This window comes from Nonomuraea sp. NPDC052129 (assembly GCF_040680095.1).
Classification (GTDB): domain Bacteria; phylum Actinomycetota; class Actinomycetes; order Streptosporangiales; family Streptosporangiaceae; genus Nonomuraea.
Genome location: NZ_JBFAVX010000043.1, coordinates 47,340 through 71,227 on the forward strand (window position 1 = coordinate 47,340; position 23,888 = coordinate 71,227).

The 23,888-nt window shown below is 70.9% G+C and carries 22 protein-coding genes; 10 read left to right on the forward strand and 12 right to left on the reverse strand.

Going from position 1 to position 23,888, the window contains the following annotated elements:
- Positions 1-7: 7 nt before the first annotated feature.
- Complete coding sequence (locus tag AB0L53_RS52060) at positions 8-244, reverse strand: hypothetical protein (protein ID WP_225292401.1); 237 nt, start codon at positions 242-244, stop codon at positions 8-10.
- A gap of 204 nt (positions 245-448) precedes the next feature.
- On the opposite strand from AB0L53_RS52060, the gene AB0L53_RS52065 reads away from it, so the two are divergent.
- The 5 genes from AB0L53_RS52065 (at position 449) to AB0L53_RS52085 (ending at position 5,452) form a co-directional block, all read left to right on the forward strand.
- Positions 449-1,960 carry an ABC transporter substrate-binding protein gene (locus AB0L53_RS52065; protein WP_364012146.1) on the forward strand — a complete coding sequence of 504 codons (1,512 nt, stop codon included), beginning with the start codon at positions 449-451 and terminating at the stop codon, positions 1,958-1,960.
- Positions 1,960-2,925, forward strand: coding sequence for an ABC transporter permease (locus AB0L53_RS52070; RefSeq protein ID WP_364012148.1), 966 nt, complete (start codon positions 1,960-1,962; stop codon positions 2,923-2,925). Before AB0L53_RS52065 ends, AB0L53_RS52070 begins: the two co-directional genes overlap by 1 nt.
- Positions 2,926-3,003: 78 nt before the next feature.
- A complete protein-coding gene (locus AB0L53_RS52075) occupies positions 3,004-3,816 on the forward strand; it encodes an ABC transporter permease (RefSeq protein WP_364012151.1) in 813 nt (270 codons plus the stop codon).
- Positions 3,813-4,604 carry an ABC transporter ATP-binding protein gene (locus tag AB0L53_RS52080; protein WP_364012154.1) on the forward strand — a complete coding sequence of 264 codons (792 nt, stop codon included), beginning with the start codon at positions 3,813-3,815 and terminating at the stop codon, positions 4,602-4,604. Before AB0L53_RS52075 ends, AB0L53_RS52080 begins: the two co-directional genes overlap by 4 nt.
- On the forward strand, positions 4,601-5,452 hold the full coding sequence (locus AB0L53_RS52085; RefSeq protein ID WP_364012156.1) for an ABC transporter ATP-binding protein: 852 nt from the start codon (positions 4,601-4,603) through the stop codon (positions 5,450-5,452). Before AB0L53_RS52080 ends, AB0L53_RS52085 begins: the two co-directional genes overlap by 4 nt.
- Here AB0L53_RS52085 and AB0L53_RS52090 read toward each other — a convergent pair.
- The 3 genes from AB0L53_RS52090 to AB0L53_RS52100 all read right to left on the reverse strand — a co-directional run bounded on the left by AB0L53_RS52090 (position 5,397) and on the right by AB0L53_RS52100 (position 10,638).
- Positions 5,397-6,569 carry an MFS transporter gene (locus AB0L53_RS52090; protein WP_364012159.1) on the reverse strand — a complete coding sequence of 391 codons (1,173 nt, stop codon included), beginning with the start codon at positions 6,567-6,569 and terminating at the stop codon, positions 5,397-5,399. The two genes, AB0L53_RS52085 and AB0L53_RS52090, sit on opposite strands and share 56 nt — an antisense overlap.
- Complete coding sequence (locus AB0L53_RS52095; protein WP_364012162.1) at positions 6,566-7,906, reverse strand: AlkA N-terminal domain-containing protein; 1,341 nt, start codon at positions 7,904-7,906, stop codon at positions 6,566-6,568. Before AB0L53_RS52095 ends, AB0L53_RS52090 begins: the two co-directional genes overlap by 4 nt.
- Before the next feature lie 68 nt (positions 7,907-7,974).
- Positions 7,975-10,638 (reverse strand): AAA family ATPase, encoded by a 2,664-nt coding sequence (locus AB0L53_RS52100; RefSeq protein ID WP_364012165.1) that lies wholly within the window; start codon positions 10,636-10,638, stop codon positions 7,975-7,977.
- 74 nt (positions 10,639-10,712) lie between these two features.
- On the opposite strand from AB0L53_RS52100, the gene AB0L53_RS52105 reads away from it, so the two are divergent.
- Entirely contained in the window at positions 10,713-11,882 is a 1,170-nt protein-coding gene (locus AB0L53_RS52105; RefSeq protein WP_364012168.1) for an MFS transporter, read from the forward strand.
- 9 nt (positions 11,883-11,891) lie between these two features.
- On the opposite strand, the gene AB0L53_RS52110 is transcribed toward AB0L53_RS52105, so the two are convergent.
- The gene (locus AB0L53_RS52110) at positions 11,892-12,518 is read right to left on the reverse strand and encodes a hypothetical protein (protein ID WP_364012300.1); all 627 of its coding nucleotides are present in this window, start codon (positions 12,516-12,518) and stop codon (positions 11,892-11,894) included.
- A 20-nt stretch (positions 12,519-12,538) separates the two neighbouring features.
- On the opposite strand from AB0L53_RS52110, the gene AB0L53_RS52115 reads away from it, so the two are divergent.
- Positions 12,539-12,709, forward strand: a complete 171-nt coding sequence (locus AB0L53_RS52115) for a hypothetical protein (protein WP_364012171.1) — start codon at positions 12,539-12,541, stop codon at positions 12,707-12,709.
- A 7-nt stretch (positions 12,710-12,716) separates the two neighbouring features.
- Here AB0L53_RS52115 and AB0L53_RS52120 read toward each other — a convergent pair whose 3' ends face one another.
- Positions 12,717-14,279 (reverse strand): ABC transporter substrate-binding protein, encoded by a 1,563-nt coding sequence (locus AB0L53_RS52120; RefSeq protein WP_364012174.1) that lies wholly within the window; start codon positions 14,277-14,279, stop codon positions 12,717-12,719.
- A 161-nt stretch (positions 14,280-14,440) separates the two neighbouring features.
- Here AB0L53_RS52120 and AB0L53_RS52125 point away from each other — a divergent pair, with 161 nt between their 5' ends.
- The gene (locus AB0L53_RS52125) at positions 14,441-16,342 is read left to right on the forward strand and encodes a nitrate- and nitrite sensing domain-containing protein (protein WP_364012177.1); all 1,902 of its coding nucleotides are present in this window, start codon (positions 14,441-14,443) and stop codon (positions 16,340-16,342) included.
- Positions 16,335-16,691, forward strand: coding sequence for a DUF742 domain-containing protein (locus AB0L53_RS52130; RefSeq protein WP_357644254.1), 357 nt, complete (start codon positions 16,335-16,337; stop codon positions 16,689-16,691). Before AB0L53_RS52125 ends, AB0L53_RS52130 begins: the two co-directional genes overlap by 8 nt.
- A gap of 33 nt (positions 16,692-16,724) precedes the next feature.
- Here the strand turns inward: AB0L53_RS52130 and AB0L53_RS52135 are convergent, their stop codons facing one another.
- Positions 16,725-18,116, reverse strand: coding sequence for an MFS transporter (locus AB0L53_RS52135; protein WP_364012180.1), 1,392 nt, complete (start codon positions 18,114-18,116; stop codon positions 16,725-16,727).
- Between the two features lie 72 nt (positions 18,117-18,188).
- On the opposite strand from AB0L53_RS52135, the gene AB0L53_RS52140 reads away from it, so the two are divergent.
- Positions 18,189-18,665, forward strand: coding sequence for a MarR family winged helix-turn-helix transcriptional regulator (locus tag AB0L53_RS52140; protein WP_364012183.1), 477 nt, complete (start codon positions 18,189-18,191; stop codon positions 18,663-18,665).
- A 30-nt stretch (positions 18,666-18,695) separates the two neighbouring features.
- On the opposite strand, the gene AB0L53_RS52145 is transcribed toward AB0L53_RS52140, so the two are convergent.
- From AB0L53_RS52145 to AB0L53_RS52165, 5 genes are read right to left on the reverse strand one after another with little or no spacing between them, the layout of a single operon-like run.
- Entirely contained in the window at positions 18,696-19,559 is an 864-nt protein-coding gene (locus AB0L53_RS52145; RefSeq protein WP_364012303.1) for an ABC transporter ATP-binding protein, read from the reverse strand.
- A gap of 2 nt (positions 19,560-19,561) precedes the next feature.
- On the reverse strand, positions 19,562-20,347 hold the full coding sequence (locus tag AB0L53_RS52150) for an ABC transporter ATP-binding protein (protein WP_364012186.1): 786 nt from the start codon (positions 20,345-20,347) through the stop codon (positions 19,562-19,564).
- Positions 20,344-21,246, reverse strand: coding sequence for an ABC transporter permease (locus AB0L53_RS52155; protein ID WP_364012189.1), 903 nt, complete (start codon positions 21,244-21,246; stop codon positions 20,344-20,346). The genes AB0L53_RS52150 and AB0L53_RS52155 overlap by 4 nt, the downstream gene beginning before the upstream one ends.
- Positions 21,243-22,259, reverse strand: a complete 1,017-nt coding sequence (locus tag AB0L53_RS52160; protein WP_364012192.1) for an ABC transporter permease — start codon at positions 22,257-22,259, stop codon at positions 21,243-21,245. The genes AB0L53_RS52155 and AB0L53_RS52160 overlap by 4 nt, the downstream gene beginning before the upstream one ends.
- Before the next feature lie 3 nt (positions 22,260-22,262).
- Positions 22,263-23,882, reverse strand: coding sequence for an ABC transporter substrate-binding protein (locus tag AB0L53_RS52165; RefSeq protein WP_364012195.1), 1,620 nt, complete (start codon positions 23,880-23,882; stop codon positions 22,263-22,265).
- Positions 23,883-23,888: the final 6 nt, after the last annotated feature.

Genomic DNA, 23,888 nt, shown 5'->3' on the forward strand with positions numbered 1-23,888 from the left:
TAAAGGTCTACGTCAGGCTCTGCAGGTTCGTGACGAACCAGAACGCGATCATCACGATCACGCCGACCCCGAGCATCACCTTGACCGCACTCCCTGTGGACTGTCGCCTGATCGGTACGGCCCGCATGGAGTGCCGCCAGGCCTGCCGGGCCGAGACCATGGACTGGAAGCGGCGTCCCGCGACGAACAGGGCGAGCGCGACGATGATGAATAAGACGACAACGCGGCTGTCGGACGCGTCCATAGAGACACTCCTTCGAGAGTCAAGGAGTTGTGTGCCCCCGCACAAGCTGAAAGCTCCAGAGTACTCAGATAAGCCGCTTTGTGCAGTAGTGAATTGGCGCCCCATTACAGGCCATAAATGTGGAGAAAGGCGAGGTCACACCCCGTCCGGCGCCGGCCCACGAGCCCAGCTATACTCTACTAAACCTACCGCTTTAGTACCCAAATGTCAGGGATCCTCGTGACCAGCAAGATCGTCGGTGCGGCCCTCGTCCTCAGCCTAGCTCTCGCCGCCTGCGGCACCGGGTCGGGCGGCACCACCAGCACCGCTCCACCAACCGCCGCGACCATCGAGATCGGCTCCCTCTACGAGCCGCAGAACCTCGACAACACCGCCGGCGGCGGCCAGGGCGTCACGGAGGCGTTCAACGGCAACGTCTACGAGGGCCTGTTCAAGCTGACCGACGCCGGCAAGGTCGAGAACCTGCTCGCCGAGAGCCACAAGGTGAGCCCCGACGGCCTCACCTATACCTTCACGCTGCGCAAGGGTGTGAAGTTCCACTCCGGCAAGCCGCTGACCTCGGCCGATGTGAAGTACAGCATCGAGAAGGTGACGGCGAAGGACTCGCAGTCGGCGCGCAAGAGCGGCTTCAAGCCGGTCAAGAGCATCGAGACCCCGGACGACGCGACCGTGGTGGTGAAGCTGGCGAGCCGGTCGATCTCGCTGGTCTACAACCTCAGCTACGTGTGGATCATCAATTCGGCGGCGAAGAACCTCACGACCACCGAGGACGGCACCGGCCCGTACAAGCTGGGCGCATGGAAGCGCGGCTCCACGCTGAGCCTCGACCGGTTCGACGGCTACTGGGGCGCCAAGCCCACGAACAAGGGCGTCGTGTTCCACTACTTCACCGACGCGACCGCGCTGAACAACGCGCTGCTCACCAACGCCGTCGACATCGTCACCAGTGAGCAGAGCCCTGACGCCCTCGCGCAGTTCAAGGACAACAAGGATTACCGGGTCAGTGACGGTCATTCCACGACCAAGCTACTGCTGGCCTTCAACGACCGGAAGGCGCCGTTCGATAAGCCGCTGGTGCGCAAGGCCGTCACCTCGGCCATCGACAACGCCAAGCTGCTGGAGTCGATCTGGGCAGGTTACGGCAGCCTGATCGGCTCGATGGTGCCGCCGACCGACCCATGGTACGAGGACCTGACCAAGGTCAATCCGTATGACGTGAACCTGGCGAAGAAGGAACTCGCAGAGGCCGGCTACGCCAAGGGCTTCGCCTTCACGCTCGACACGCCCAACTACGACCCGCACCCCACGGCGGCGGCGTTCATCAAGAGCGAGCTGGCCAAGGTCGGCATCACCGTCACCATCAACGTCATCACCGCCGACGAGTGGTACTCGAAGGTGTACAAGAACCGCGACTTCGCCGCCACCCTCCAGGAGCACGTCAACGACAGGGATGTGGTCTGGTACGGCGACCCGGACTTCTACTGGGGCTACGACAACCCGCAGGTCACCAAGTGGGTCGCCGAGGCCGAGCAGGCCGAGACCACCGAGGCGCAGACCGAACTGCTGAAGAAGGTCAACCGGCAGATCGCCGAGGACGCGGCGAGCGACTGGCTCTACCTCTATCCGCAGATCGTGGTGGCGTCGTCGGACCTGTCGGGCTACCCGATCAACGGCCTGAACTCGCAGTTCTACGTCTACGGCATCAAGAAGGGCTGATGGCGCGCTACCTGCTGCGCCGGACGGCCTTCCTGCTGGGCTCGCTGCTGCTGGCGGCGACGCTGCTGTTCCTGCTGCTCCGGCTGCTGCCCGGTGATCCGGCGAACTCGCTGCTGTCGGTCGGGGCCACGCCGGAGCAGATCGCGGCGGCCCGGCACCAGATCGGGTCGGACCGGCCGTTGCCCGAGCAGTTCGGCTCCTGGCTGGGCGGGCTGGCCCGGTTCGACCTGGGCACCTCGTTCGTCAGCACGCTGCCCGTGGGGCAGGAGATCGCCTCCCGGCTGGTGGTGACGGTGCCGCTGACGCTGCTGTCGTTCCTGCTGGCGGTGGTGGTCGCGGTGCCGGTCGGCTTTCTGGCCGCCTACCGGGCGGACCGCTGGTACGGGCCGCTGCTGAACGGGGTGTCGCAGCTCGGCATCGCGGTGCCGGTCTTCTGGATCGGGATGCTGCTGGTCACGGTGTTCGCGCTGCGGCTGCGGGTGCTGCCGGCCGGTGGGTTCCCCCGGCACGAGTGGGAAGACCCGGCCGCCGCGCTGACCTCACTGGCCCTGCCCGTGGTGACGATCGCGCTGGTCATGTCGGCCTCGCTGATCCGCTACGTCCGCTCGGCCACGGTGGACGTGCTCGGCGCCGACTATCTGCGTACGGCCAGAGCGCTCGGCTCGTCCTTCGTCGGCGCGATGTGGCGGCACGGGCTGCGCAACGCGGCTGTCCCGGTCATCTCGATCCTCGGCATCGAGCTGGCCACCACGTTCCTCGGCGCGGTGGTGGTGGAGAGCGTGTTCGCGCTGCCGGGGCTGGGCGGGATGTTGGTGAAGGGGATCGCCGAGCACGACTATCCGGTCATCCAGGGCGTTCTGGTGGTCAGCACCTTCGCGGTGCTGGTGATCGGGTTCGCCGCCGACCTGGTGCAGCGGCTCGTCGATCCGCGACTCCGCGCCCACCTGTCCGGAGGCAGGCCATGAGGAACGAGAGACCGGCCGTGAGGAGCGGGAGACCGGCCGTGAGAAGCGGAGACCGGCCGTGAGAAGCGGGGGCGGGCCGTGAGGAGATCGCCGACGTTCCTGATCGGCTGTGCGCTGGTGGCGCTGGTGTGCGCGGTCGCCGTGGTCTCGCTGCTCTGGCTGCCGTACGACCCGTCCGACAGCTCGGGCGGGCGGCTCGTCCCGCCCGGCGGCGCGCACTGGCTCGGCACCGACAAGCTCGGCCGCGACCTGCTCAGCCGGCTCATGGTCGGCGCGCGCATCGCTTTGACGGTCGGCTTCGGCTCCGTGCTGGTCGGCGGCGTGCTCGGGGTGGCCGCCGGGCTGCTGGCCGGGTTCGCGACCCGGTGGCTGGACGACACGATCTCCGCCGTGCTCGACATCCTCATCGCCTTCCCCACGCTGCTGCTGGCCATGCTGGTGGTCGCGGTACGACAGGCGTCGCTGGGCTCGGCCGTGCTGGCGATCGGGCTGGCGATGTCGGCGATCGTCGCGCGGCTGACGCGGGTGCTGGTCAAGCGGGTGCTGGCCCAGGACTACATCACAGCCTCCCGTACCTCGGGCACCTCGTGGCCGCGCGTCGTGACCGAGCATGTGCTGCCGAACATCTGGCCGACGCTGCTGGTCAACCTGGCCCTGCAGCTCGGTCTGGCCGTATTGGCCGAGGCGTCCCTGTCCTACCTCGGCCTCGGCCCCCCGCCGCCGAACGCCTCATGGGGACGGCTGCTGCAGGAGGCCCAGGCCACCGTGCTCACCGCGCCGACCGGCGCCATCGCGCCGGGCGTGCTGCTCGTTGTGCTCGTCCTGGGCGTGAACCTGGTCGCCGACGGCTTCAGAGAGCTGGCCGATCCGACCCGCCGGAGGAGCCGATGAGCCTGCTGGACGTCAATGACCTCACGGTACGGCGGGCGGACGGCCGCGAGCTGGTCACCGACGTCTCCTTCACCGTGGGCACCGGTGACCGGCTCGGCCTGATCGGCGAGTCCGGCTCCGGCAAGTCGCTGACCGCGCTGGCCGTCATGGGCCTGCTCCCGGTCGGCATGACCGCGCACGGCAGTGCCGTACTGGACGGCACGGAGATCGTCGGCGCGCGGGACGGCAAGCTCGACGGGGTGCGCGGCCGGGCGGCGGCCGTCGTCTTCCAGGAGCCGCTCACGGCGCTCGACCCGCTGATGCGCGTCGGCCACCAGCTCGCCGAGCCGCTCCGCCGCCACCAGCGGCTACGCGGCGGCCCGCTGCGCGCCGCGGTCATGGCGGCCTTGGCCGAGGTGCGGCTCGACGAGCGCGTGGCGCGGGCGTACCCGCACGAGATCTCCGGCGGCCAGCGGCAACGGGTGGCCATCGCCATGGCCCTGGCCTGCCGGCCGAAGCTGCTGATCGCCGACGAGCCGACCACGGCCTTGGACGTCACCGTCCAGGCCGAGGTGCTGACGCTGCTCGACGGGCTGGTCGCGAGCAGGGGGATGGCGTTGTTGTTCATCAGTCACGACCTGGCCGTCGTGGCGGGGGTCACGGACCGGATCGTGGTGCTGAAGGAGGGGGTGGCGGTCGAGTCGGGCAGCGTGCGCGACATCGTGTACGAGCCCCGCCACGCGTACACCCGCTCGCTGGTGAACAGCGCGTGGGAGCTGGAAGGCGAGCTGGATCGGATGGCGCCATGAACCCCGCTGGAGCCGGACCGGATGACGCCGCGAACCCCGCCCGCGCAGGATCCGGGGGCAACGTGGTGCTGGAGGCTCGCGACGTGGGATTCGCCTACCGGAAGGCGGCCCCCGTGCTCACCGGCGTGTCGGTCGCCGTCTCCCCTGGGCGCAGCCTGGCCCTGGTCGGCGAGTCCGGCGCGGGCAAGACGACGCTGCTGCGGCTGCTGCTCGGCCTGGCCAGGCCGAGCAGTGGCCGGATCCTGTTCGACGGCGGGGAGCCCAGTGGCCGCGAGTTCCGGCGGAACGTGCAGCCCGTGTTCCAGGACCCGTACTCCTCCCTCGATCCCCGGCAGCGCGTGGGCCGGATCGTCTCCGAGCCGCTGCGCTCGCTGAGACTGCTCGGCTCGCGCGACGAGGCGGGGGATCGGGTGGCCGAGGCGCTGCGGGCGGTCGGGCTGCCCGCCGACGCGGCGCGCCGCTACCCGCACGAGTTCTCGGGCGGGCAGCGGCAGCGCATCGCGATCGCCAGGGCCATCGTCTGCGAGCCGAAGGTGCTGCTCGCCGACGAGCCGGTCAGCGCGCTCGACGTCTCGACCCGGGTACGTGTCGTCGAACTGCTGGCCGAGCTGGGCGAGAGCCGGGGCATGGCAGTGGTGATGGTCTCGCACGACCTGACCGTGGTGGCGGCCCTCTGCCGGGACACGGCCGTGCTCGAACGCGGACGCGTCGTCGAGCAGGGCCCCACCCTGGCCGTACTCGGCTCCCCCGCCCACCCGTACACGCGCAAGCTCCTCGACAGCGTGCCCCGGCTCAGCCGCGCGGCAGGAGCAGGAGGAGGGCGGGCAGCCCGGCCAGAGCGGCCATGAGGACGGCGGTCAGCGTGAGGTTCCCGCCGGCCAGGAGCGGGGCGACGGCGGCGGCGCCGACCGGCGGTGTGGCCTGCATGAGCGTACGGAGCACGCTGAACGCGCGGCCGCGCAGGGCGGGCGGGATCAGCTCCATGCGCAGCGACTGGGCCCAGATGGTCATCACCACGCCCGCCGCCCCGATCAGCAGGAACCCGGCCGCGAGCACCCACCGGTCGGGTACGGCAAGCAGCGCCAGGAATCCGGCCGCCGCCACGAGCTGCGCCAGCCCGATCGCCCGCATCCGGCTGACGTTCGGCTTCCACGATCCGGCCAGGAACCCGCCCACCAGCTCGCCCACCGACAGGGCGCTCAGCAGCAGCGCCAGCGTGGCCGGGCCGCCGGGCACCTGGTCCTTGGCCAGCCAAGGCCCGGCGACCAGCACCAGGGCACCCTCGGCGATGTTGAACGCCATGAACGCCAACGTCGTGCGTACCAGCGCCCGATCCCGCAGCAGGTGGCCGAGGCGCGGCCGGCCCCTCTCCGCCGTCACGTGCGGCCGCAGCGGCGTGCGGACCAGCAGTGCGGCCACGGTGAAGCACAGATAGCTCACCGCGTCGAGGGCGAGGACGTTCACCGCGCCGATGGCGTCGATCAACGTTCCGGCCAGGGCGTAGCCCACGATTCCGGACACGGCGTACGCCAGGGACTCGAGCGCGTTGGCCTGGTCGAGCGCGTCCGGCTCGACGAGGTCCGGGATGGCGGCGGGCACACCGGCCATGGGCACCATCTTGAGCAGGCCGTGCAGGGCCGCCACGACGAACGGCAGCCAGCCCGGCACGCCGCCCAGCGCGGCCGTCAGCGGCACGGTGGCCACCGCGACACCCCTGATCAGGCTGTCGGCGGCCAGCACGTGCCGCTTGTCGAAGCGGTCGAGCAGCGGGCCCACCGCCAGCCCACCGGCCAGCACCGGAACGGTGTAGCAGGCGGCCAGCAGGCTGAGCCCGGCGACGCCGCCGGGGCCGTTGAGCACCAGCCAGGACAGGGCCACCAGCGTCATGCCGTCGCCGGCCAGCGAGATGGACGAGCCGATCCACAGCCGGCGGAAGTCCCGCGTGGCCAGAACGGTGAGCATCATGCCGCGGCCCACAGGTGATGCAGGGCGTAGGAGCGCCAGGGGCGCCAGCTCGCGGGCGCCTGCCGTACCCGCTGGGTGGGCAGGAAGACGTCGGGGTCGGCGAGCGCGCGCATGCGGATGTAGGCGGCGGTCCGCTCGTCCACGCCGGGTACGGCGCGCAGTTGCCGCTCGGCCTCGTCCCGATCGGCGCCCGGATCGAGCGTGAGCCGCCCGGTGACCAGTGCCTCGGCGATCGGGACGACCTCGGCCAGCGCCGCCATCGGCGGGAACAGGTGGGTCACGGCTCCGGCCGGGCTGCCCAGCGGCTCGCCGAAGCGCTCGACCAGTTCCGCCAGCTCCTCCCCCTGCCCGCACATCGCGCGTACGGCCAGCTCGGCCGGGTCCACGTGGCCCGGCGCGCGCAGCCCTGGACGGGCCGTGACCAGCGGGGCGAGCACCGGGTCCGCACCGAGCACCTCCTCGATCTCGCGCGGGTCGGCGTCGAGGTCGAGCAGCACCCGGCACCGCCGCACGGCGACGGCCAGGTCCCTGACGTCTTCCAGCAGCAGCTCGCACCGCATGTGATCGCCGCCGTCCGTCACGCTCACCACTGCTGTCCCGTACGGCAGGCGCAGCGATCTTCGGTAGAACCCGGCCCCGCCCTCCTCGACGCCGGGCACGGCCCGCGCTGCCAGGTAGGCGAACAGCGCCGCCGCGTCCAGCGGCGGCCGGTAGGCCAGCCGCACCTCGACCCGGACAGCCCGCGACCCTTCCCCGGAGCCGCGCTCGGTCGCGGGGTGCCCAACAGTGCGGGACCGCAGCTCGGTCGGCGTCAGCCCGTACAGCTGCCTGATCGTCTGGTTGAACTGCCTGATGCTCGCGAACCCCGCCGCGAACGCCACCTCCCCCGCCCCCAACCCCGTCGACTCCAGCAGGACCCGCGCGGTCTGCGCCCGCTGCGCTCTGGCCAGCGCCTGCGGCCCGGCGCCCAGCTCGGCCAGCAGGAGCCGGTGCAGCTGCCGCTCGCTGTAGCCGAGCCGGGCGGCCAGCCCAGAGACGCCCTCCCGGTCCACCAGCCCGTCGGCGATCAGCCGTATCGCCCGGCCGGCCACGTCGGCCCGCAGGTTCCAGTCGGGCGAGCCGGGCGCCCCGTCGGGCCGGCAGCGCTTGCAGGCCCGGTGGCCCGCCTGCTGGGCGGCCGCGGCTGAGGGGTAGAGCCGCAGGTTCTCCGGCTTGGGCATGGCCGCCGGGCAGCTCGGCCGGCAGTAGACGCCCGTGGTGACGACCCCGACGAAGAACCGCCCGTCGAAGCGCCGATCGCGGCTCCTGAGCACCGCGTACAGATTGTCCGCATCCATCACCCGACCCACTGTGACGTGGCCCGGAGCGCGGCGGCTAGCCACGATCGGACGCCGACGACAGCGCCTTACAGGAGCCCGGTACGGCGGGCCAGTGCCGCCGCCTCGACCCGGGAGGCCACGCCGAGCTTGGCCATGATGTTGGACACATGGACGCCCGAGGTCCTGGCCGAGATGAACAGCCGCTCGGCGATCTGCCTGTTGCTCAGCCCCTCGGCCACCAGCTCCAGCACCTCCAGCTCCCGCGCCGACAGCCCCGGCTCGGCCGTCAGGCGCACCCTGCCGCTGGCCGCGGCCGCCTCGACCTCCTGCCGCAACGGCGCCGAGCCCAGCCGCTCGGCGATGGCGGCGGCCTCACGCAGCAGCTCGCGTGCCGACTCCGGATCCTGCTCGGCCGCCCTGACCAGGGCCTGCCCCAGCGCGTACGGCTGGCCGACCATCCGCCAGGCGGCCACGGCGGCTGCCCACGAGCCCCCGCACTCGGCCTCGAACGTCGCCCGGTACGCCTCCTGGACCCGCCCCGTCGTCTCCATGCCCGCGGGCGCCTGGCGCACCCGGCCCGTACGCGCGGCGATCACGAGCAACGGCCAGGCGTAGCGGCGGCTGAGCGTCAGATCATGCGCGGACAGCACGTGGTCGGCCAGCCGCCCGGCCCGCTCCACGTCGCCGGCGGCGACGGCGAGCCTGCCTTCGAGCAGGTCGGGCTCCAGGCACGAGTCGTAGCCGCGCGAGCGCCCGCGCATCAGCGGCCTGGCCCGATCCAGAACGTCGGCCGCTTCCCCCAGCGACCCCTCCCACACCGCGACCGTGCCGAGCACCATCAGCAGCCAGGCCCGGTGGATCGGCGGCGGATCGAGCGCCAGGGCCGCGTCGATGACCTCGCGCGCCTCCTTCCAGCGGCCGAGGGAGGCCAGGGGTTCGGCCAGGTTCGCGGCGATGTGGGCGCCGCGCGAGCGGGCCATGCCCAGGCGCCTGGCCTGCGCCATGCCCCGGCGCGCGACCGCCTCCGCCTTGGCGTGCTCGCCCGCCGCCTCCAGCACGTCGGCCTCGCCGGCGTACGCGGCCAGCACCGTGTCGTCATCGGGAGCGGCGGCACGCGCCTCGGCGTGCAGTCGCGACGCGGCCGCCAGGTCGCCTTCGAGCGCGGTGAGCGCGGCCAGCGTGACCAGGGATCTGGAGTCGCCGAGCGCCAGCGCGTCCTCGGCATGGGCACGGGCCTCGGCGTCCTGGCCGTTCCAGGCCAGCGTGTTGGCCAGGGCGCCGATCAGCCGGGCCTCGCGCGGCGCCAGCCGGATCGCCTCACGCAGGTCCGCCAGCCCCTCCTCACCGAGCAGGTCGCGGATCGCCACCCGCAGCTCCAGCAGGTGGGCGGCCCGCAGCGGGTCGCGAACCTCGTCCAGCGCCCGGCTCGCGAGCTCCTCGGCCCGCTCGGCGTCGCCCGCGTGCAGCGCGTCCTTGGCGGCCAGCTCCAGCACCGCCGCGTGATCCATACCGCCGTCGGAACCGTCATCAGGTGAGTCGGACTGATCCCACAGTTCCAGTACGCGCTCCCACCGGCCCGCCCGCCAGGCCGCTTCGAAGGCGCGGCGCCGGTCGCCCGCCGCGTACCAGTGGTCGGCGGCCGGCTCGGGCCGCGCCTCGGCGCAGCGGGTATGCAGCCGGATGCGCTCCCCCGGCAGCAGGTCGTCGTAAACGGCGTCCCGGATCAACGTGTGCCTGAACACGTAGCCGTCCCCATCCACCAGCAGCAGCCGAGCCCGGACGACCGGCCGCAGCGCCTCGTCGAGCGCCAGGTCGTCCAGTCCCGCCACAGACCGCAGCACCTCGTGCGGCGTCCGGCTCCCCCCGTACGAGGGCGACACCGACGACGACACGGCGGCGATCCGCAGCACGTCCAGACTGGCCCGGCCGAGCCGCTCGGCACCGGCGAGCAGCAGCTCGCGCAGCGACGCGGGCGTGGTGGCGGTGCCCGCGTCGGCCAGCGCCTCCACGAACAGCGGGTTGCCCTCACTACGCGCCACGATCCGGTCGATGTCGGCACGTCCAAGCGGCACGACCCGCTCGCCGTCAGTACGCCCGAGCGGCGCGTCCTGCTCACCATCGGTGCCGCCGAGCATGCGCGCCACCTCGTCACGGCCCAGCGGCGGGACCTTGAGCACCTCGGCCATGGGCAGGCGCAGCGGCTCCCGCGAGGTCGCGATCACCAGCACGCCGGGCCGCGTCAGGTTGCGCAGCAGGAACACCAGCAGGTCGCGGCTGGCCTGGTCGGCCCAGTGCAGATCTTCCAGTACGAGGACGACGGGCCGCCGCTCGGCCGCCCGCTCGACCAGCAACAGCACCTCCTCGAACAGCCGGGCCCGCCCCAGCTCCGGGTGCTCCTCCAGCTCGCCGAGCTCGGGCAGCAGCCGAGCCAGCCCATTCCGGCCGCCGCCGGGAACGAGCTCAGCACCATACTCCCGGACCAGGCGGCGCAGCACCGGCACGAACACCGCGTACGGCATACCGCCCTGAACACCATGCACGCCCGCCTGAACCCCATGCGCGGCCGCCGTCTGAAGGGCCGTCCCCGGGTCGGCGCCGCCCTCGGCCACCAGCGCATCGACGCCGCCCGTGAACTCGCGTACCAGGGCCGATTTGCCGATGCCCGCCTCCCCGACGACGAGCACCGCGCCCGGAGTGCGCTCCAGGGCGGCCGCCAGCGCGGCGAGCTGCTTCTGACGTCCGACGAACACAAAACCCATTATGAAGAGGCGGCTACGCATCATGCCGGATGTGCCTAAGACGCGCCTCCGGCACCGTTTGAGTTATGTTGACCCACCCCGCCCCATCTGGCTCGCTGCTCACCCGTCCGCTGCTCATGACCATGGCCGCCGCGGCCGGTGGGCTGCTCGGGTTCTACCTGCTGTTCGCGGCCATGCCGCTCTACGCGGCGTCAGGCGGCGCGGGCGAGTCCGGTGTGGGGTTTACGACCGGCGCCATGATGCTGTCCACGGTCCTGCTGGAACTGGCCGTTCCGTGGCTGCTGTCGAGGTACGGCTACCGCGCTGTGCTGTCGCTCGGTCTGGTGCTGCTCGGCCTGCCCTCCTTGCTGCTCCCCCTCTCGGCGGGGTTGCCGTTGATCCTCGCGGTGGCCCTGCTGCGCGGCGGCGGGCTCGGCATCCTGGTCGTCGCGGGCACCGCGCTGGCCGCCGAGCTGGTGCCCACCGAACGGCGTGGCGAGGGACTCGGCCTGTACGGCGTGGCGGTGGGTGTCCCGTCGGTCATCGGGCTGCCGCTGGGCCTGTGGGCGGCGGGAGTGCTCGGCTTCACCCCGGTGCTCGTCGTGGGCGGCCTGATCCCGCTGGCCGGACTGGTCGCGGTACTCGGACTGCCCGCCCTCAGACCCGCCGCAGAGACCGACACAGCGCCCACCACTGGGCCTGGTGCCAAGGCGGCCGGGACGTTCGATCTGCGGAGTCAGGTGCGGCCCACGCTGATCTTCGCCGCGGTCACGCTGGCCGTCGGCGTGCTGGTGACGTTCCTGCCGCTGGCCGGGTCGCCGGAGCTGGCCTCGGGCGCGCTGCTCGCCCAGTCGCTCGGCACGCCGCTGGCCCGCTGGTGGGCGGGCAAGGTCGGGGACGGGCACGGCTCGGAGCGGCTGCTGGTGCCCGGCGTCCTCGTCACCGCCGTCGGCGTCGCCCTCCAGGTCTGGTCCGCCGAGCCGGTCGCGGTGGTGGCCGGGATGGCGCTGTTCGGCATCGGGTTCGGGGTGCTGCAGAACGCCACGCTGGCCCTGATGCTCGAACGCGGCCCCGCCGGCCCGGTCAGCGCCCTGTGGAACCTCGCCTACGACGCGGGGATGGGTGTCGGCGCGATGGGGTTCGGCCTGTTCATCGGGCACACGGGCTACCCCGTGGGCTTCGCCGTGACCGCGGCACTGGTCGCCGCCACGCTGCCACTGGCACTGCGACGCACCCGCGCCACGACGCACCACTGAAATCGCGGGTCAGCCGGTCCGCTCGACGCCCACCGTGATCTCGTTGCCCAGCTTGTGCTCACCCACGAGGTCGAGTGAGTCGCCGCTCCAGAACCGGCCCGGGTCGTACCAGTTGGGCCGGCGCCCGCCGGGCAGCAGCCCCATCTCCTCGTACGTGATCGCGACGATCTCGGCGCAGTAGGCGCTCTCCAGCGTGCTCTCCCCCAGCCGGCGCCGCAGCAGCGGGACCCGCCCCCTGGCCCAGCGGGCCGCCAATCTCGCGGTGGAGGGGAACGGGGTGCCGTCGAGCCGGGCCACCGCGCGCAGGGCCGCGTCCTCCATCTCGGGGGTCGCCTCGGGTTCGAGCTGGCGGAGCCAGGCCCGCTGGCCGTACCTGTTGGCCCAGACGGTGACCGCGTCGCGCAGGTCGTGCAGCTGCACCCCACGCTGGTGGCTGCCCGACCAGAGGTCGGGGAGCGATCTGCCGAGCTCGGCGTGCCACATCATGGGCGGCAGGTCCTCGACGACGATCGCCATGCCGACGTGGTTGATCGGGCTGTTGGTCATCGTCTGGATGGCGCGGTCCGGCACCGAGCGCCCGCGGAAGACCCACAGATCGCCGGTCCTGGTCAGGCTCACGGCCTCGTCGAGAGTCAGCACACGGATAGCCTAGGCACATGCGCTGGTGGAAGGTACTCGGATTGGCCGGGGTCGCGGGAGTCGCGGCCACCGGGGTGGCGATCGCGCGGGCCGAACGACGCCGTCGCGCCTACACCCCCGAAGAGATCAAGCAACGACTGCGCGACCGCGTCCAAGAAGCAGCACCGCCTCACGAAGTGAGGCCATAAGCACAGCTCAGCCGGCCGGGCGCAGGTCGTAGACGAATACCACGTCTGGATAAGCCGGGTTGTCGTCATAGTTCTGAATGCCGCCAAGATACGCCCGCTGGTAGTTGACCACCCAAGGCAGCGCCCCGGCGACCTGCTGGTCCAATATGCGGCTCGTGGCCTGCGCGAAGCCTCGCTGGGCGGCGGCCTTGTCGGTCACCGTGAGCTCGGGCAGCGTGTCGAGCAGGGCGTCCGTCTTCTTGTCCTTCAGATAGGCCAGGTTGAAGACGGGCGGCTCGGCGCTGTGGAAGACGTTGCCGAACCACGAGTAGCCGTCGGCGTAGTCGGGCCACCAGTACATGACGAAGATGTCCTGGCCGCGCTTCTTGCCCTGCTCCCATTGGGCGTTCCATGGCATCGCCCGCGCGTCCAGCGTGACGTTGAGCGCCTTGAGCGTGGCCTGCAGCCTGGTCACGAGCAGTCGCTCGTCGTTGTCGCCCTCGGCGTAGGTGAGCCGCAGCCGCAGAGGCCGGCCGGTGGGGCCGTAGCCCGCCAGCTGGAGCTGCCGCGCGGCCTCCACGAGGTCCTGCTTCGGCGCTCGTCCCGGGGTGTGGCCGGGCAGCCCTTCCGGCACGATGCCGCTGGTCGGTGAGGCGGCGCCCTTGAGCGCCTGGATGATGCCCTGGTAGTCGACGGCCTTCTGCACCGCGCGCCGTACCCGTACGTCGGCCATGGGGCCCGCGGCCGTGTTGAACAGCAGCATCGCCGTCTGGAACGACGCCCGCTCGGACGTGCGCAGGCCCGGCGTGACCGACGCCCTGGCGAACAGACGCGGGTTGAGCCGGTCCACGAAGCTCACGTCGCCGCGGACCAGCATCTTCCAGGCCCGCTCGGGGTCGGGTATGACGCGGAACTCGACCGTGCGGTAGTGGGGCTGACTCCAGCCACCCCAGTAGCCGTCGTACGACTTGAGCGTGAGCTCCTTCTCCTTGCCCTTGCGCCAGCTGGCGACCGTGTACGGGCCTGAGCCCGCGTCCCGGCCCTCCTGGAACCACTTGCCGAGATCGGGCGCGGCCTGGGTGTCGTAGATGTAGGCGGCGTAGCCGGAGGAGGCGACCAGGTCCAGCGGGACCGGGTACTTGAGGGTGAACGTCACGGTCTCCGCGTCGTCGGCCCGGATGCCGGACACCGCGTCCCAGATGTAGGACGCCCCGGTCGCACCCTTCATGGTCCGCTCGATCGACGCCTTCACCGCCGCGGCGTCCAGGGGCCGGCCGGTGTGGAAAGTGACTCCCGAACGCAGCGTGAACGTCCACGTCTTGCCGTCCGGCGACGAGCGCCACGCGGTGGCCAGCCGGGGGCTGGACTTCTTGGTCACCGGGTTCCAGACGGTCAGCGTCTCGTAGACGTTCTGCAGGGCGATGATCTCGTTGGAGTACGAGCGGCTGGGGTCCCAGTCGGTGATCACGTCCAGGTTCTGGACGTACACGAACGGCGACTCTCCGGCCGGTGCCTGCCGTACCTCTGTAGGGGTCGAACACGCGGCGATGGAGAGCACCAGCGCGGCGACCGCTGCGAGACGACGGCGCAACGCATCTCCCTCTGTGACGGATGTACGCCGAAACCTACTGCACGATGCCCGCCAAAAGTCCAAAAGTCCCGAAAAATTAGCCAATCCAGAGATCGAATTGCTATCCTCTGGGCTTGTCCCGTCCGGGGTTGCCAGCAGGGGACCGACCGGAATGAGGTGCCATGGGTCGTAGCCGAACGATCCGCATGAAGATCATCGGCCTACTGCTGGTTCCGCTTGCCTCGATGGTGGTGCTGTGGGGAGTCATCACCGCCGTCAGCGCGAGCCAGAGCTTGGAACTGCGCCAGTACAAGACGCTCTGGACCAACCTGCGGCTGCCCGCGTACAAGCTCATCAACGAGATCCAGCGCGAGCGCCTGGCCTCGGTGAAGCTGCTGCGTACGGGGAGTTCGGCCGACCGGTCGGCCACCGCGGCGCAGCGCACCAAGACCGACGTGGCCGACGCGGACTTCAAGAAGCTCTCCAGTCTGTCCATGAACTCCTCGGAGACGATCCGGACCCAGGTCGACTCCGTGCTCACGCAGATGGATCGGCTGGACGCGGTCAGGGCCGAGATCGACGCGGGCCTGTCCGACCGCCTGCGCGCGGTCGAGTCCTACAACGCGATGACCGACGCGCTCTTCGGCCTGCATCGGCGGGTGGCGTTCATCGACGACATCCCCATCTACGAGCAGTCGCGCATCGTCATCGACATGGGGTACGCCAAGGAACTGCTCACCAGGGAGCAGGCCATCGCGGTCGGGCCGACCTCGATCGCCGAGCGCAGGCTGTTCACCCAGTGGGTCGGCAACCGGCGCTTCCTCATCGACCAGGCGCTCGGCGAGCTCGACCCGCGCCTGCGTGACACGCAGGTGTCGCTGATCACCTCGGCCGCCTATCAGCGGATGCGGCTCATGGAGGACCAGATCATCGCGGGCGGCGCCCCGAAGTCCTGGTTGACCACGGCCGACACGCTGGCCAAGTCGTTCCAGGAAGCCCAGATGCAGGCGAGCACGATGCTCTCCGCGCGGGCGGAGCCGGTGGCGGACTCGGTGCTCTATCAGTCGTTCGTGCTGGCGGGGACGTGTTTCGTCTTGGTGATCGTGTCGATCGCCTTCTCGCTGCGGATGGGCACGCGGCTGTCCAAGGAACTGCTCGGGCTCCGGCAGGCCGCGCTCGAAGTGGCCCAGGAACGGCTGCCGCAGGTGGTGGCCAAGCTGCGCAAGGGTGAGAAGGTCGAGGTGCCCGAGCTGTCGGTGGCGAGCACGACCGTCGAGATCGCCGACGTCGGCCAGGCGTTCTCCACCGTCCAGCAGACGGCCGTGGAGGCCGCGGTCGGGCAGTCGCAGCTGCGCGATGGTGTCGGCCACGTCTTCCGCAACCTGGCCAGGCGCAGCCAGACCCTGCTGCACCGGCAGCGGATCCAGCTTGAGGGAATGCAGCACCGTACGACGGATCCGCACGCCCTCGACGACCTGTTCCGCCTCGACCACCTGACCACCCGCATGCGTCGGCACGCCGAGGGCCTGATCATCCTGTCGGGCGCCACCCCCGGCCGCGGCTGGAGCAAGCCCGTGCCGCTGCTGGACGTGGCGCGCGGCGCGGCGGCCGAGGTCGAGGACTACCAGCGCGTCACCGTCGAGCCGATGCCCGGGCAGCGCTTGGCCGGACCGGTCGTCGGAGATGTGATTCACTTGATCGCCGAGCTCATCGAGAACGCCACCGTCAGCTCACCGCCGCACACCACGGTCGTCGTGCGCGGCGAGGCGGCGGCCCGCGGCTTCGTCTTCGAGGTGGAGGACCGCGGTCTCGGGATGAGCGAAGAGAAGCTGGCCGAGTGCAACGAGCGCTTGGCCAGCCCACCGGAGTTCGACCTGGCCGACAGTGACGAGCTCGGCCTTTTCGTCGTCTCCCGCCTGGCCGCCAGGCATGACATCCGCGTCACGTTACGCGGTTCACCATATGGAGGGACCACCGCGATCGTGTTGATCCCGGCAGAACACGTGAGCGACCCGCCGGCCGAGCCGGAGAGCCGCGCCAAGGAGCCCGCCGCCCGGCCCATGCGGGTGGTGCCCAGTGAATGACGAGCGGTGGCTGGACGAGGACGCGGGTCCTATCGTCCCCGCCTACTTACTGACCAGGGGCCGTACCGTCCCCGCGAGCAAGGCCATCGACCTCATCGCGGTGATCATCACGGCCGGCGGCCTGACGCCGCCCGCCGGTCTCGGCCCCGAGCATCTGATCATCATGCAGAAGTGCACGAAACCGACCCGGCTCGTGGACGTGGCCGCCGAGCTGAACCTGCCCATCGGCGTGGTCCGGGTGCTCGTCGGTGACCTGCACGCGCAGCAGCTCGTACAGGTCGAGCCGCCGCGTCCCGCGCCCGACGCCACGGTGCTGCTGGAGGTGATCAGCGGCCTGAAGGCGCTCTGAGCGCCCCCGGGCCGCGTCACCCGCACGCCGCACTTACCCCGCCGCGACCGCCACGCGGCGGTTGAGCAGGCCGAACACGGCGGCGAAGGCCGCCGCCACCCCGCCCGCGACGGCGGCCACCCCGAAGACCCACTGATATCCGAGTACGCCCGGCTGAGCGGCCAGGACGGCGGCGATGACCGCGCCCGCGGTGCTGCCACCCACGATGCGTACCAGCGCGTTGACCCCGGCGGCCAGCGCCGTCTTGTCCGGGGCGACGTGCTCGACCGCCATGGTGCCGAGAGCCGCGTAGCCCACCCCGAGCCCGATGCCCAGCAGCGACGTCGCCACGTAGATGTCACCCCCGGTGCGGTGCGCGAAGACCAGCCAGATCGCCGCGAGCGCGACGACCCCGGCACCGGCCGCCACCATCGACGAGGCCGAGAACCTGCGCATGAACCGCCCGGCGAACAGCGAGATCACCAGCATGAACAGCGTGCTGGGCAGCAGGTAGAACCCCACCTCCAAGGTGGAGGCCCCCAGCCCCGAGGCCGGCGCCTGGGTGAACCCCGAGATGCCCGTCATGACGGTGAAGAAGGCGAACCCGAGCAGCATCGAGGCGACCGTCGCGCCGATCGTGCCGCGCTGCACCAGCATCGACATCTGCACCAGCGGCTCGGCCACCCGCCGCTCGACGGCCACCCACACCACCGCGACCACCACCGCGACCGCGAACAGCCCGAGCACCCCCGGCGAGCCCCAGCCCCACGATCCGCCCTCGCTGATGGCCAGCAGCAGCGCGACCAGCCACACGGTCAGCAGGAACGCCCCGGCCAGGTCCGGCCGCCCGCCGCGACCCGGAGCCCGGTCGCGCACCAGGAAGGCGACGATCACCGCGGCGACCACCGTGATCGCGCCGGTGATCCAGAACACGGCGTGGTAGTCACCCGAGGCGAGTCCCGCGAGGATCATCCCGCCCCCGCTGCCGAACCCCATCGTGGCGCTGAGCACCCCGATGCCGGTGGCCAGCTGCTGCCTGGGCAGCATGTCGCGGACCACCCCGATCGCCAGTGGCACCAGCGCCGCCACGAATCCCTGCAAAACCCGGCCCAGGAGCAGCCACGGCAACGAGGTGGCCAGTCCCCCGATGAGAGAGCCGATCACCAGGAGGGCCAGCGCGCCGAGGATCATCGGCCGCCTGCCGTACATGTCGCCGAACCTGGACAGCAACGGCGTGGACACCGCGCCGACCAGCAGGCTCAGCGTGAGCGTCCAGCTCACGGCGGAGAGCGAGGTGTGCAGCTCGCGCTGGAGCACGGGAAGCAAGGGGACCACGGCCGTGTTCTGCAAGGCGGCGATGGAGGCCGCGAACGCGAGCGCGACCACCGCGGGCCACGGGCTCCGCTCGGACGTCTCAGGCGGCGCGGAAGCGACGATTGTCGCCATGTCGGCTCCTTAGATAACTTGGGTAAGTAACCGAGAGACGATGATACATACGTAAGTTAGGTAATCAAAGCGATGGGTGAAGATCTCAGCAAGACCGTGTCGGCCTTCAGGCGATTGGTGACCACCCTCAACCGCGCCAAGACGCATGATCAGCTGACCCAGGCGGCCGGCGTCCGGCTCGACCGTCCTGACGTACAGATCCTCGTCTATCTCCTCGACGCCGGTGAGCCGCGCAGGGTGGGCGCGATCGCCGAGGGCCTGCAGGTGGAGAGCCCACACGTGACCCGGCACGTCTCGTCGCTGGAGCAGCGCGGGCTGCTGTCCCGGGTCAAGGACCCCGACGACGGCCGGGCCTGGCGAATCGCGCTCACCGATGAGGGCGCCGAGGCGGCTGCCCGATGCCGCCGCATCACCGTCGACTGGTTCGACGCCGCGATCGCCGACTGGCCCACGGACGAGCGGGCGGAGCTGGAGCGGCTGCTGTCCAAACTCTCCGACGACCTGTGCGCCCACCTCCAGGGCCGCTTCGCGGACAGCACGGCCAAGTAAGCGCCCTCAAGCCCGGCTGCGTGAGCGCTTTCAGCGCAGCACGTCTTCGGCGCGGTGGCAGGCAACCTGACGGCCCCCGACCTCCCTGAGTGCGGGCGCCGTCGCACACTCCGGCACGGCCAGCGGGCAGCGCAGCTGGAACGGGCAGCCCGTCTCCGCAGGGCGGGCCTCCGTCCGGCCCCTGGCCACGGGCGGCTCTCCCCCGAGCTTCGGTACGGCGTCACGCAGCGCCAGCGTGTACGGATGCGCGGGCCTGGCCAGAATGTCGGCCGTCGGCCCCGACTCCACGACGCGCCCCGCGAACAGCACGTGCGAGGTGCGGCAGAGCCGGCCGACCACGGCCAGGTTGTGCGTGATGAGCAGATGCTCCGTGTCGAGGCCGGCCAGCAGGTCGAGGATCCTGGCCTGGACGGTCACGTCGAGCGCGCTGGTGGGCTCGTCGAGGATGAGCAGCCGGGGGCCGACCGCGAGCGCCCTGGCGATGACCACGCGCTGGCGCTGGCCGCCCGAGAGCTGGTGCGGGCGCCTGGTGGCCAGGTCCGGGGAGAGGCCGACCTGGTCCAGGAGCTCGGGGACGCGGTGCCTGGCGTTCCTGGGCAGGGCTTCGGCTATGGAGGCGCCGACGCGCATCCTGGGGTCGAGGGCTTCGGCTTGAAAGACCGGTTGGACGTCTCTGCGAAACGCCCTCATGTCAGCTTTTTTCAGGGTTTGCTGGCCGTACCAGATATTTCCGGATGTGGGGGTTAGCAGGCCCAGGAAGGCCCGCGCCAGCGTGGTCTTGCCCGAGCCACTCTCCCCGATCAGGCCGACGCCGCCGTCGGTGAGGTCGAGCGTGACATCGTGCACGACCGGCGTCTTGCCGTACCCCAGCGTCACCCCCTCCGCCCTGAGCATCGTCACGGCAGCGCCTCCAGCAGCTCACGGGTGTACGGATGGGACGGCGCGGCGAGCACCTCGGTGGCCGGGCCGCTCTCCACGACCGCGCCGTCCTTCATGACCAGCACCCGGTCGGCGATCGTGGAAACCAGGGCCAGGTCGTGGGAGACGAGCAGCAGGGCCAGGCCGCGCTCCGCGCGCAGCCGCCGCAGCACGCCGACGACCTCGGCCTGCACGGTGACATCAAGCGCGCTGGTGGGCTCGTCGGCCAGGATCACCTCGGCGCCGAGCGCGATGGCCAGCGCGATCGCGAACCGCTGCGCCTGACCGCCGGAGATCTCGTGCGGATAGCGGCGCAGGATGCCCGGATCGAGCATGACCGCCTCAACGGCCTCCACCATGACCCGCCGCACCTTCCCCTGCCTGACCTCCCGCCCCGCCCCGCGCTCGGCCCCCTGGTCGCCGCCGCGGCCGTGCAGCTTCAGGGCGCGGCGCATCAGGGTGCCCAGGCGGGTCGTGGGGCTGAGCGCGGCCTGGGGTGACTGCATCACGAGCGCCACCCTGGCACCCCTGATCTCGCGGAGCCGCCGTTCCGGCGCCTGGAGCACCTCGACCCCACAGACCCGGATGTTTCCGGACACGTGGGCGCCCTCAGTGAGGCCCAGGAGCGAGAGCAGCGTGGTCGACTTGCCCGACCCGCTCTCCCCCACGATCGCCACGCACTCCCCCGCGCGCACGTCCAGCTCCGGCACGTGGGCAACCAGCCGCTCCCCGTACCGCACCTGAAGATCCCTGACCTCGATCACTTGACGACCCTTCGCGGATCCAGGGCGTTGCGCAGCCCTTCCCCCAGCACGTTGAAGGCGAACGCCGTCACCAGGATCGCCAGCCCGGGAAAGGTCACGACCCACCAGTTCGTGGTGAACAGCGTCTGTCCCTGCTCCACCATCAGCCCCCACTCCGCCGTCGGCTCCTGCGCGCCGAGCCCCAGGTACGACAGCGCGGCGGCGGTGAGGATCACCCCGCCCGCGTCGAGGGAGATCTGGACCAGGACGGGGGTGAGGGAGTTCGGCAGGACGTGTCTCAGGACGATCATGGGCGCGGGCACGCCCAGACAGCGGGCCGCGTCCACGTAGCCACGCGTCGAGATGGAGGCCGCCACGGAGGCGGACAGCCGGGCGTACCAGGGCCACCAGGTCGCCGCGATGGCCACGATCGCGGTCGTCACGCTGGGCTGCAGCACCACGGCCAGCGCCAGCGACAGCAGCAGCGCGGGGAAGGCCAGGAAGACGTCGGTGACGCGCATGATGACGTCCCGCACCCAGCCGCCGGCGTAGCCCGCCACCACGCCCAGCGTGACGCCCACGACCGCCGACACCGCCAGGACGGCCACGGCGATGGTCAGGGAGGTTCGCCCGCCGTACAGGACCCGCGTGAGCACGTCCCGCCCGACCTTGTCGGTCCCGAACCAGTGCGCGCCGCTCGGCGGGAGCAGCGCGTCGACGGGAGCGAGCCGGTCCACGGGGTACGGCGCGAGCCACGGCGCCAGGACCGTGGCCAGCAGGATGAGCACGATGAGCACCGCCCCGGCGGCGGCGAACCGGTCGGTGATCTTCGGCAGCGTACGACGCAGCCGCACCGCCTCCGGAGCGTCCTCGGGGCGCGGCTCCAAGCGGTCCTCCTGGCTCGTCGGACCCACGCTCATCGGGCCCTCGCTCTCGGGTCCACCACGCCTTGGAGGAGGTCCACGACCAGGTTGGCCAGCACATAGACCATCGCGACCAGCAGCGTGACGCCCGCGATGGCCGGGGTGTCGAGGCTGTGGATCGACTCGACGGCGTACCGGCCCAGCCCCGGCCAGTTGAACACCGCCTCGACCAGGAACCCGTTCACGATCGCGTACGCGAACACCAGGGCGATCAGGGACAGCACCGGGTTCAGCGCGGGCCGCAGCGCGAACCTGGTCAGGATCGACGTCTCCCCGAAGCCGAGCGCCCGCTCCAGCCGGGCGTGGTCCTGCCCGGACTCCTCGATGAGCGCCGCCCTGGTCATCTGCGCGATCACGCCCGCCGGGTAGGCCGCCACGACCAGCGCGGGGAGCACCAGGTGTTCGAGCGTGCTGGTGAAGATCGGCCAGTTGCCGGTGATGAGCGCGTCGACGATGGTGATGTTGGTCCAGAGCGTCAGCGGGCTGGTGGTGTCGAGCGTGGAGTCGTACTCGCCGGCGACCGGGAACCAGCCCAGGTTGCTGGCGAACACCGTCTGCAGCGTCAGAGCCAGCCAGAACACCGGGACCGAGACGGCCAGCATGCTAACGACCCGCACCCCAAAGTCCGGAAATTTCGTCTTATAGCGGGCTGCGAGCACGCCGACCGGAATGCCCACCGCGATCGCGATGAGCAGCGCCGTACCGACCAGCTCCAGAGAGGCGGGGAACGCGAGCAGCAGGTCGTCGCGGACCGGCTGCCGGGTCCGCAGGCTGGTGCCCCAGTCGCCCGTGGCCAGGTCCCTGACGTAGTTCCAGAGCTGCACCGGGATCGCGTCGTCCAGCCCGAACCGCAGCCGGGCCGCGGCGAGCTCCTCGGGCGTCGCCTTCGGCCCGGCGAACGCGACCGCCGGATCGCCGGGCACCAGCCGCATGATGGCGAACGTCAGCACGACCACCCCGGCCACGACCAGGACGGCCTGGCCGAGGCGGCGGGCCAGATAGCGCGGCACGGCTCAGCTTGCGGGCTTGAGATCGTAGAAGAAGACCACGTTGGGATAGGCCGGGTTGTCGACGTACCCCTGCACGTCCGCCGTCAGCGCGCGCTGGTAGGTCTGCACGTACGGCACCGCCACCGCGGCCTGGTCCTGGATGATCTGCTTCTGGATGGTCGCGTACGACTGCTCGGCGGCGAACTTGTCGGTGGCCGTGAGCTGCGGCAGCGCGTCGATCTCCTTGTCGATCTCGGCGTTCTTCAGGTAGGAGAGGTTGAACTGCGGCTTGTCCGCGCTCCTGAACACGTTGAGGAACCACGAGTAGGCGTCGGCGTAGTCGGGATACCAGTACATGACGAAGATGTCCTGGCCCTGCTTCTTGCCCTGGTCCCACTGCGCGTTCCAGGCCATCGGCTTGGCCTCCAGGCTCACGTTGAGCTGCTTCAGCGCCGAGCTGAGCAGCGTCACCAGGAGCTTCTGGTCCTCGTCGCCCTGGGCGTAGGTCATCTTCAGCTTCAGCTCGGGGAAGTCGGGGCCGTAGCCCGCCTCGGCCAGCAGCGCCTGCGCCTTGGGCAGGTCCTGCTTGGGCTCCATGTTGGCGGTGTAGCCGATGAGGCCCTGCGGCACCAGGCCGGTGCTCTTCTTGCCCGCGCCCTTCAGCGCCGCCACGAGACCGTCGTAGTCGAGCGCGAGCTGGAGCGCCTGCCGGATCTTGACGTCCTTCATCGGGCCGGTGGCGGTGTTGAACAGCAGCAGCAGGTTCTGGAAGGACGGCCTCTGCGAGGTCTGCACGCCCTGGGTCGCGCCCGCCTGCTCGAAGAGCTGCGGGTTGAGGCGCTCGACGAAGTTCACCTCGCCCTTCTGCAGCAGTTGCCAGGCGGTGGTGATCTCAGGGGTGACCCGGAAGGCGATCTTCTTGTACTGCTCAGGCGTCCAGCCGCCCCAGTAGTCTTCGTACGCCTTCAGCGTGAGCTCGGTCTCCTTGCCCTTCTGCCAGGTGTCGATGGTGTACGGGCCGGTGCCGGCGTCGGTCTTGCCATCCTTGAGCTTGTCGGCGGCGGCCGTGTCATAGATGTAGGCGGCGTAGCCGGAGGAGGCGATCAGGTCGAGCGGAGCCGCGTACTTCAGCTTGAACGTCAGCGTCGCCGGGTCGGGCGTCTCGATCGTCTTGACCGAGCCCCAGATGTAGGCGGCGCCCGCGTTCATCTTGATCGTGCGCTCGATGGCCTTCTTGGCCGCCTCGGCGTCCATGGGGGCGCCGGTGTGGAACTTCACGCCCTGGCGCAGCTTGAACGTCCACTGCTTGCCGCCGTCGGCCGACGTCCACTCGGTGGCCAGCCGCGGCTCGGGCTTCTGCGACTGGGTGTTGTACCTGGTCAGGCCCTCGTAGATGTTGGACATGGCGATGATCTCGTTGGAGTACGAGGTCGCCGGGTCCCAGTCGGTGACCACGTCGAGGTTGGGCGCGTAAACGAAGGTGGCGTCGTTGGCCTTGGTGGCGGCGACGGCGGACTCGCTCGTCGTGGCGCTCGGCTTCGGTGTCCGGTCCGCACCGCGTACCTGGCCGCCCGCGCACGCGGTTGCGGTCATGGCCACGGCCCCGGTGACCCCGGCGACGAGCAAACGCTTGTGCCAGCGCATGGGTGG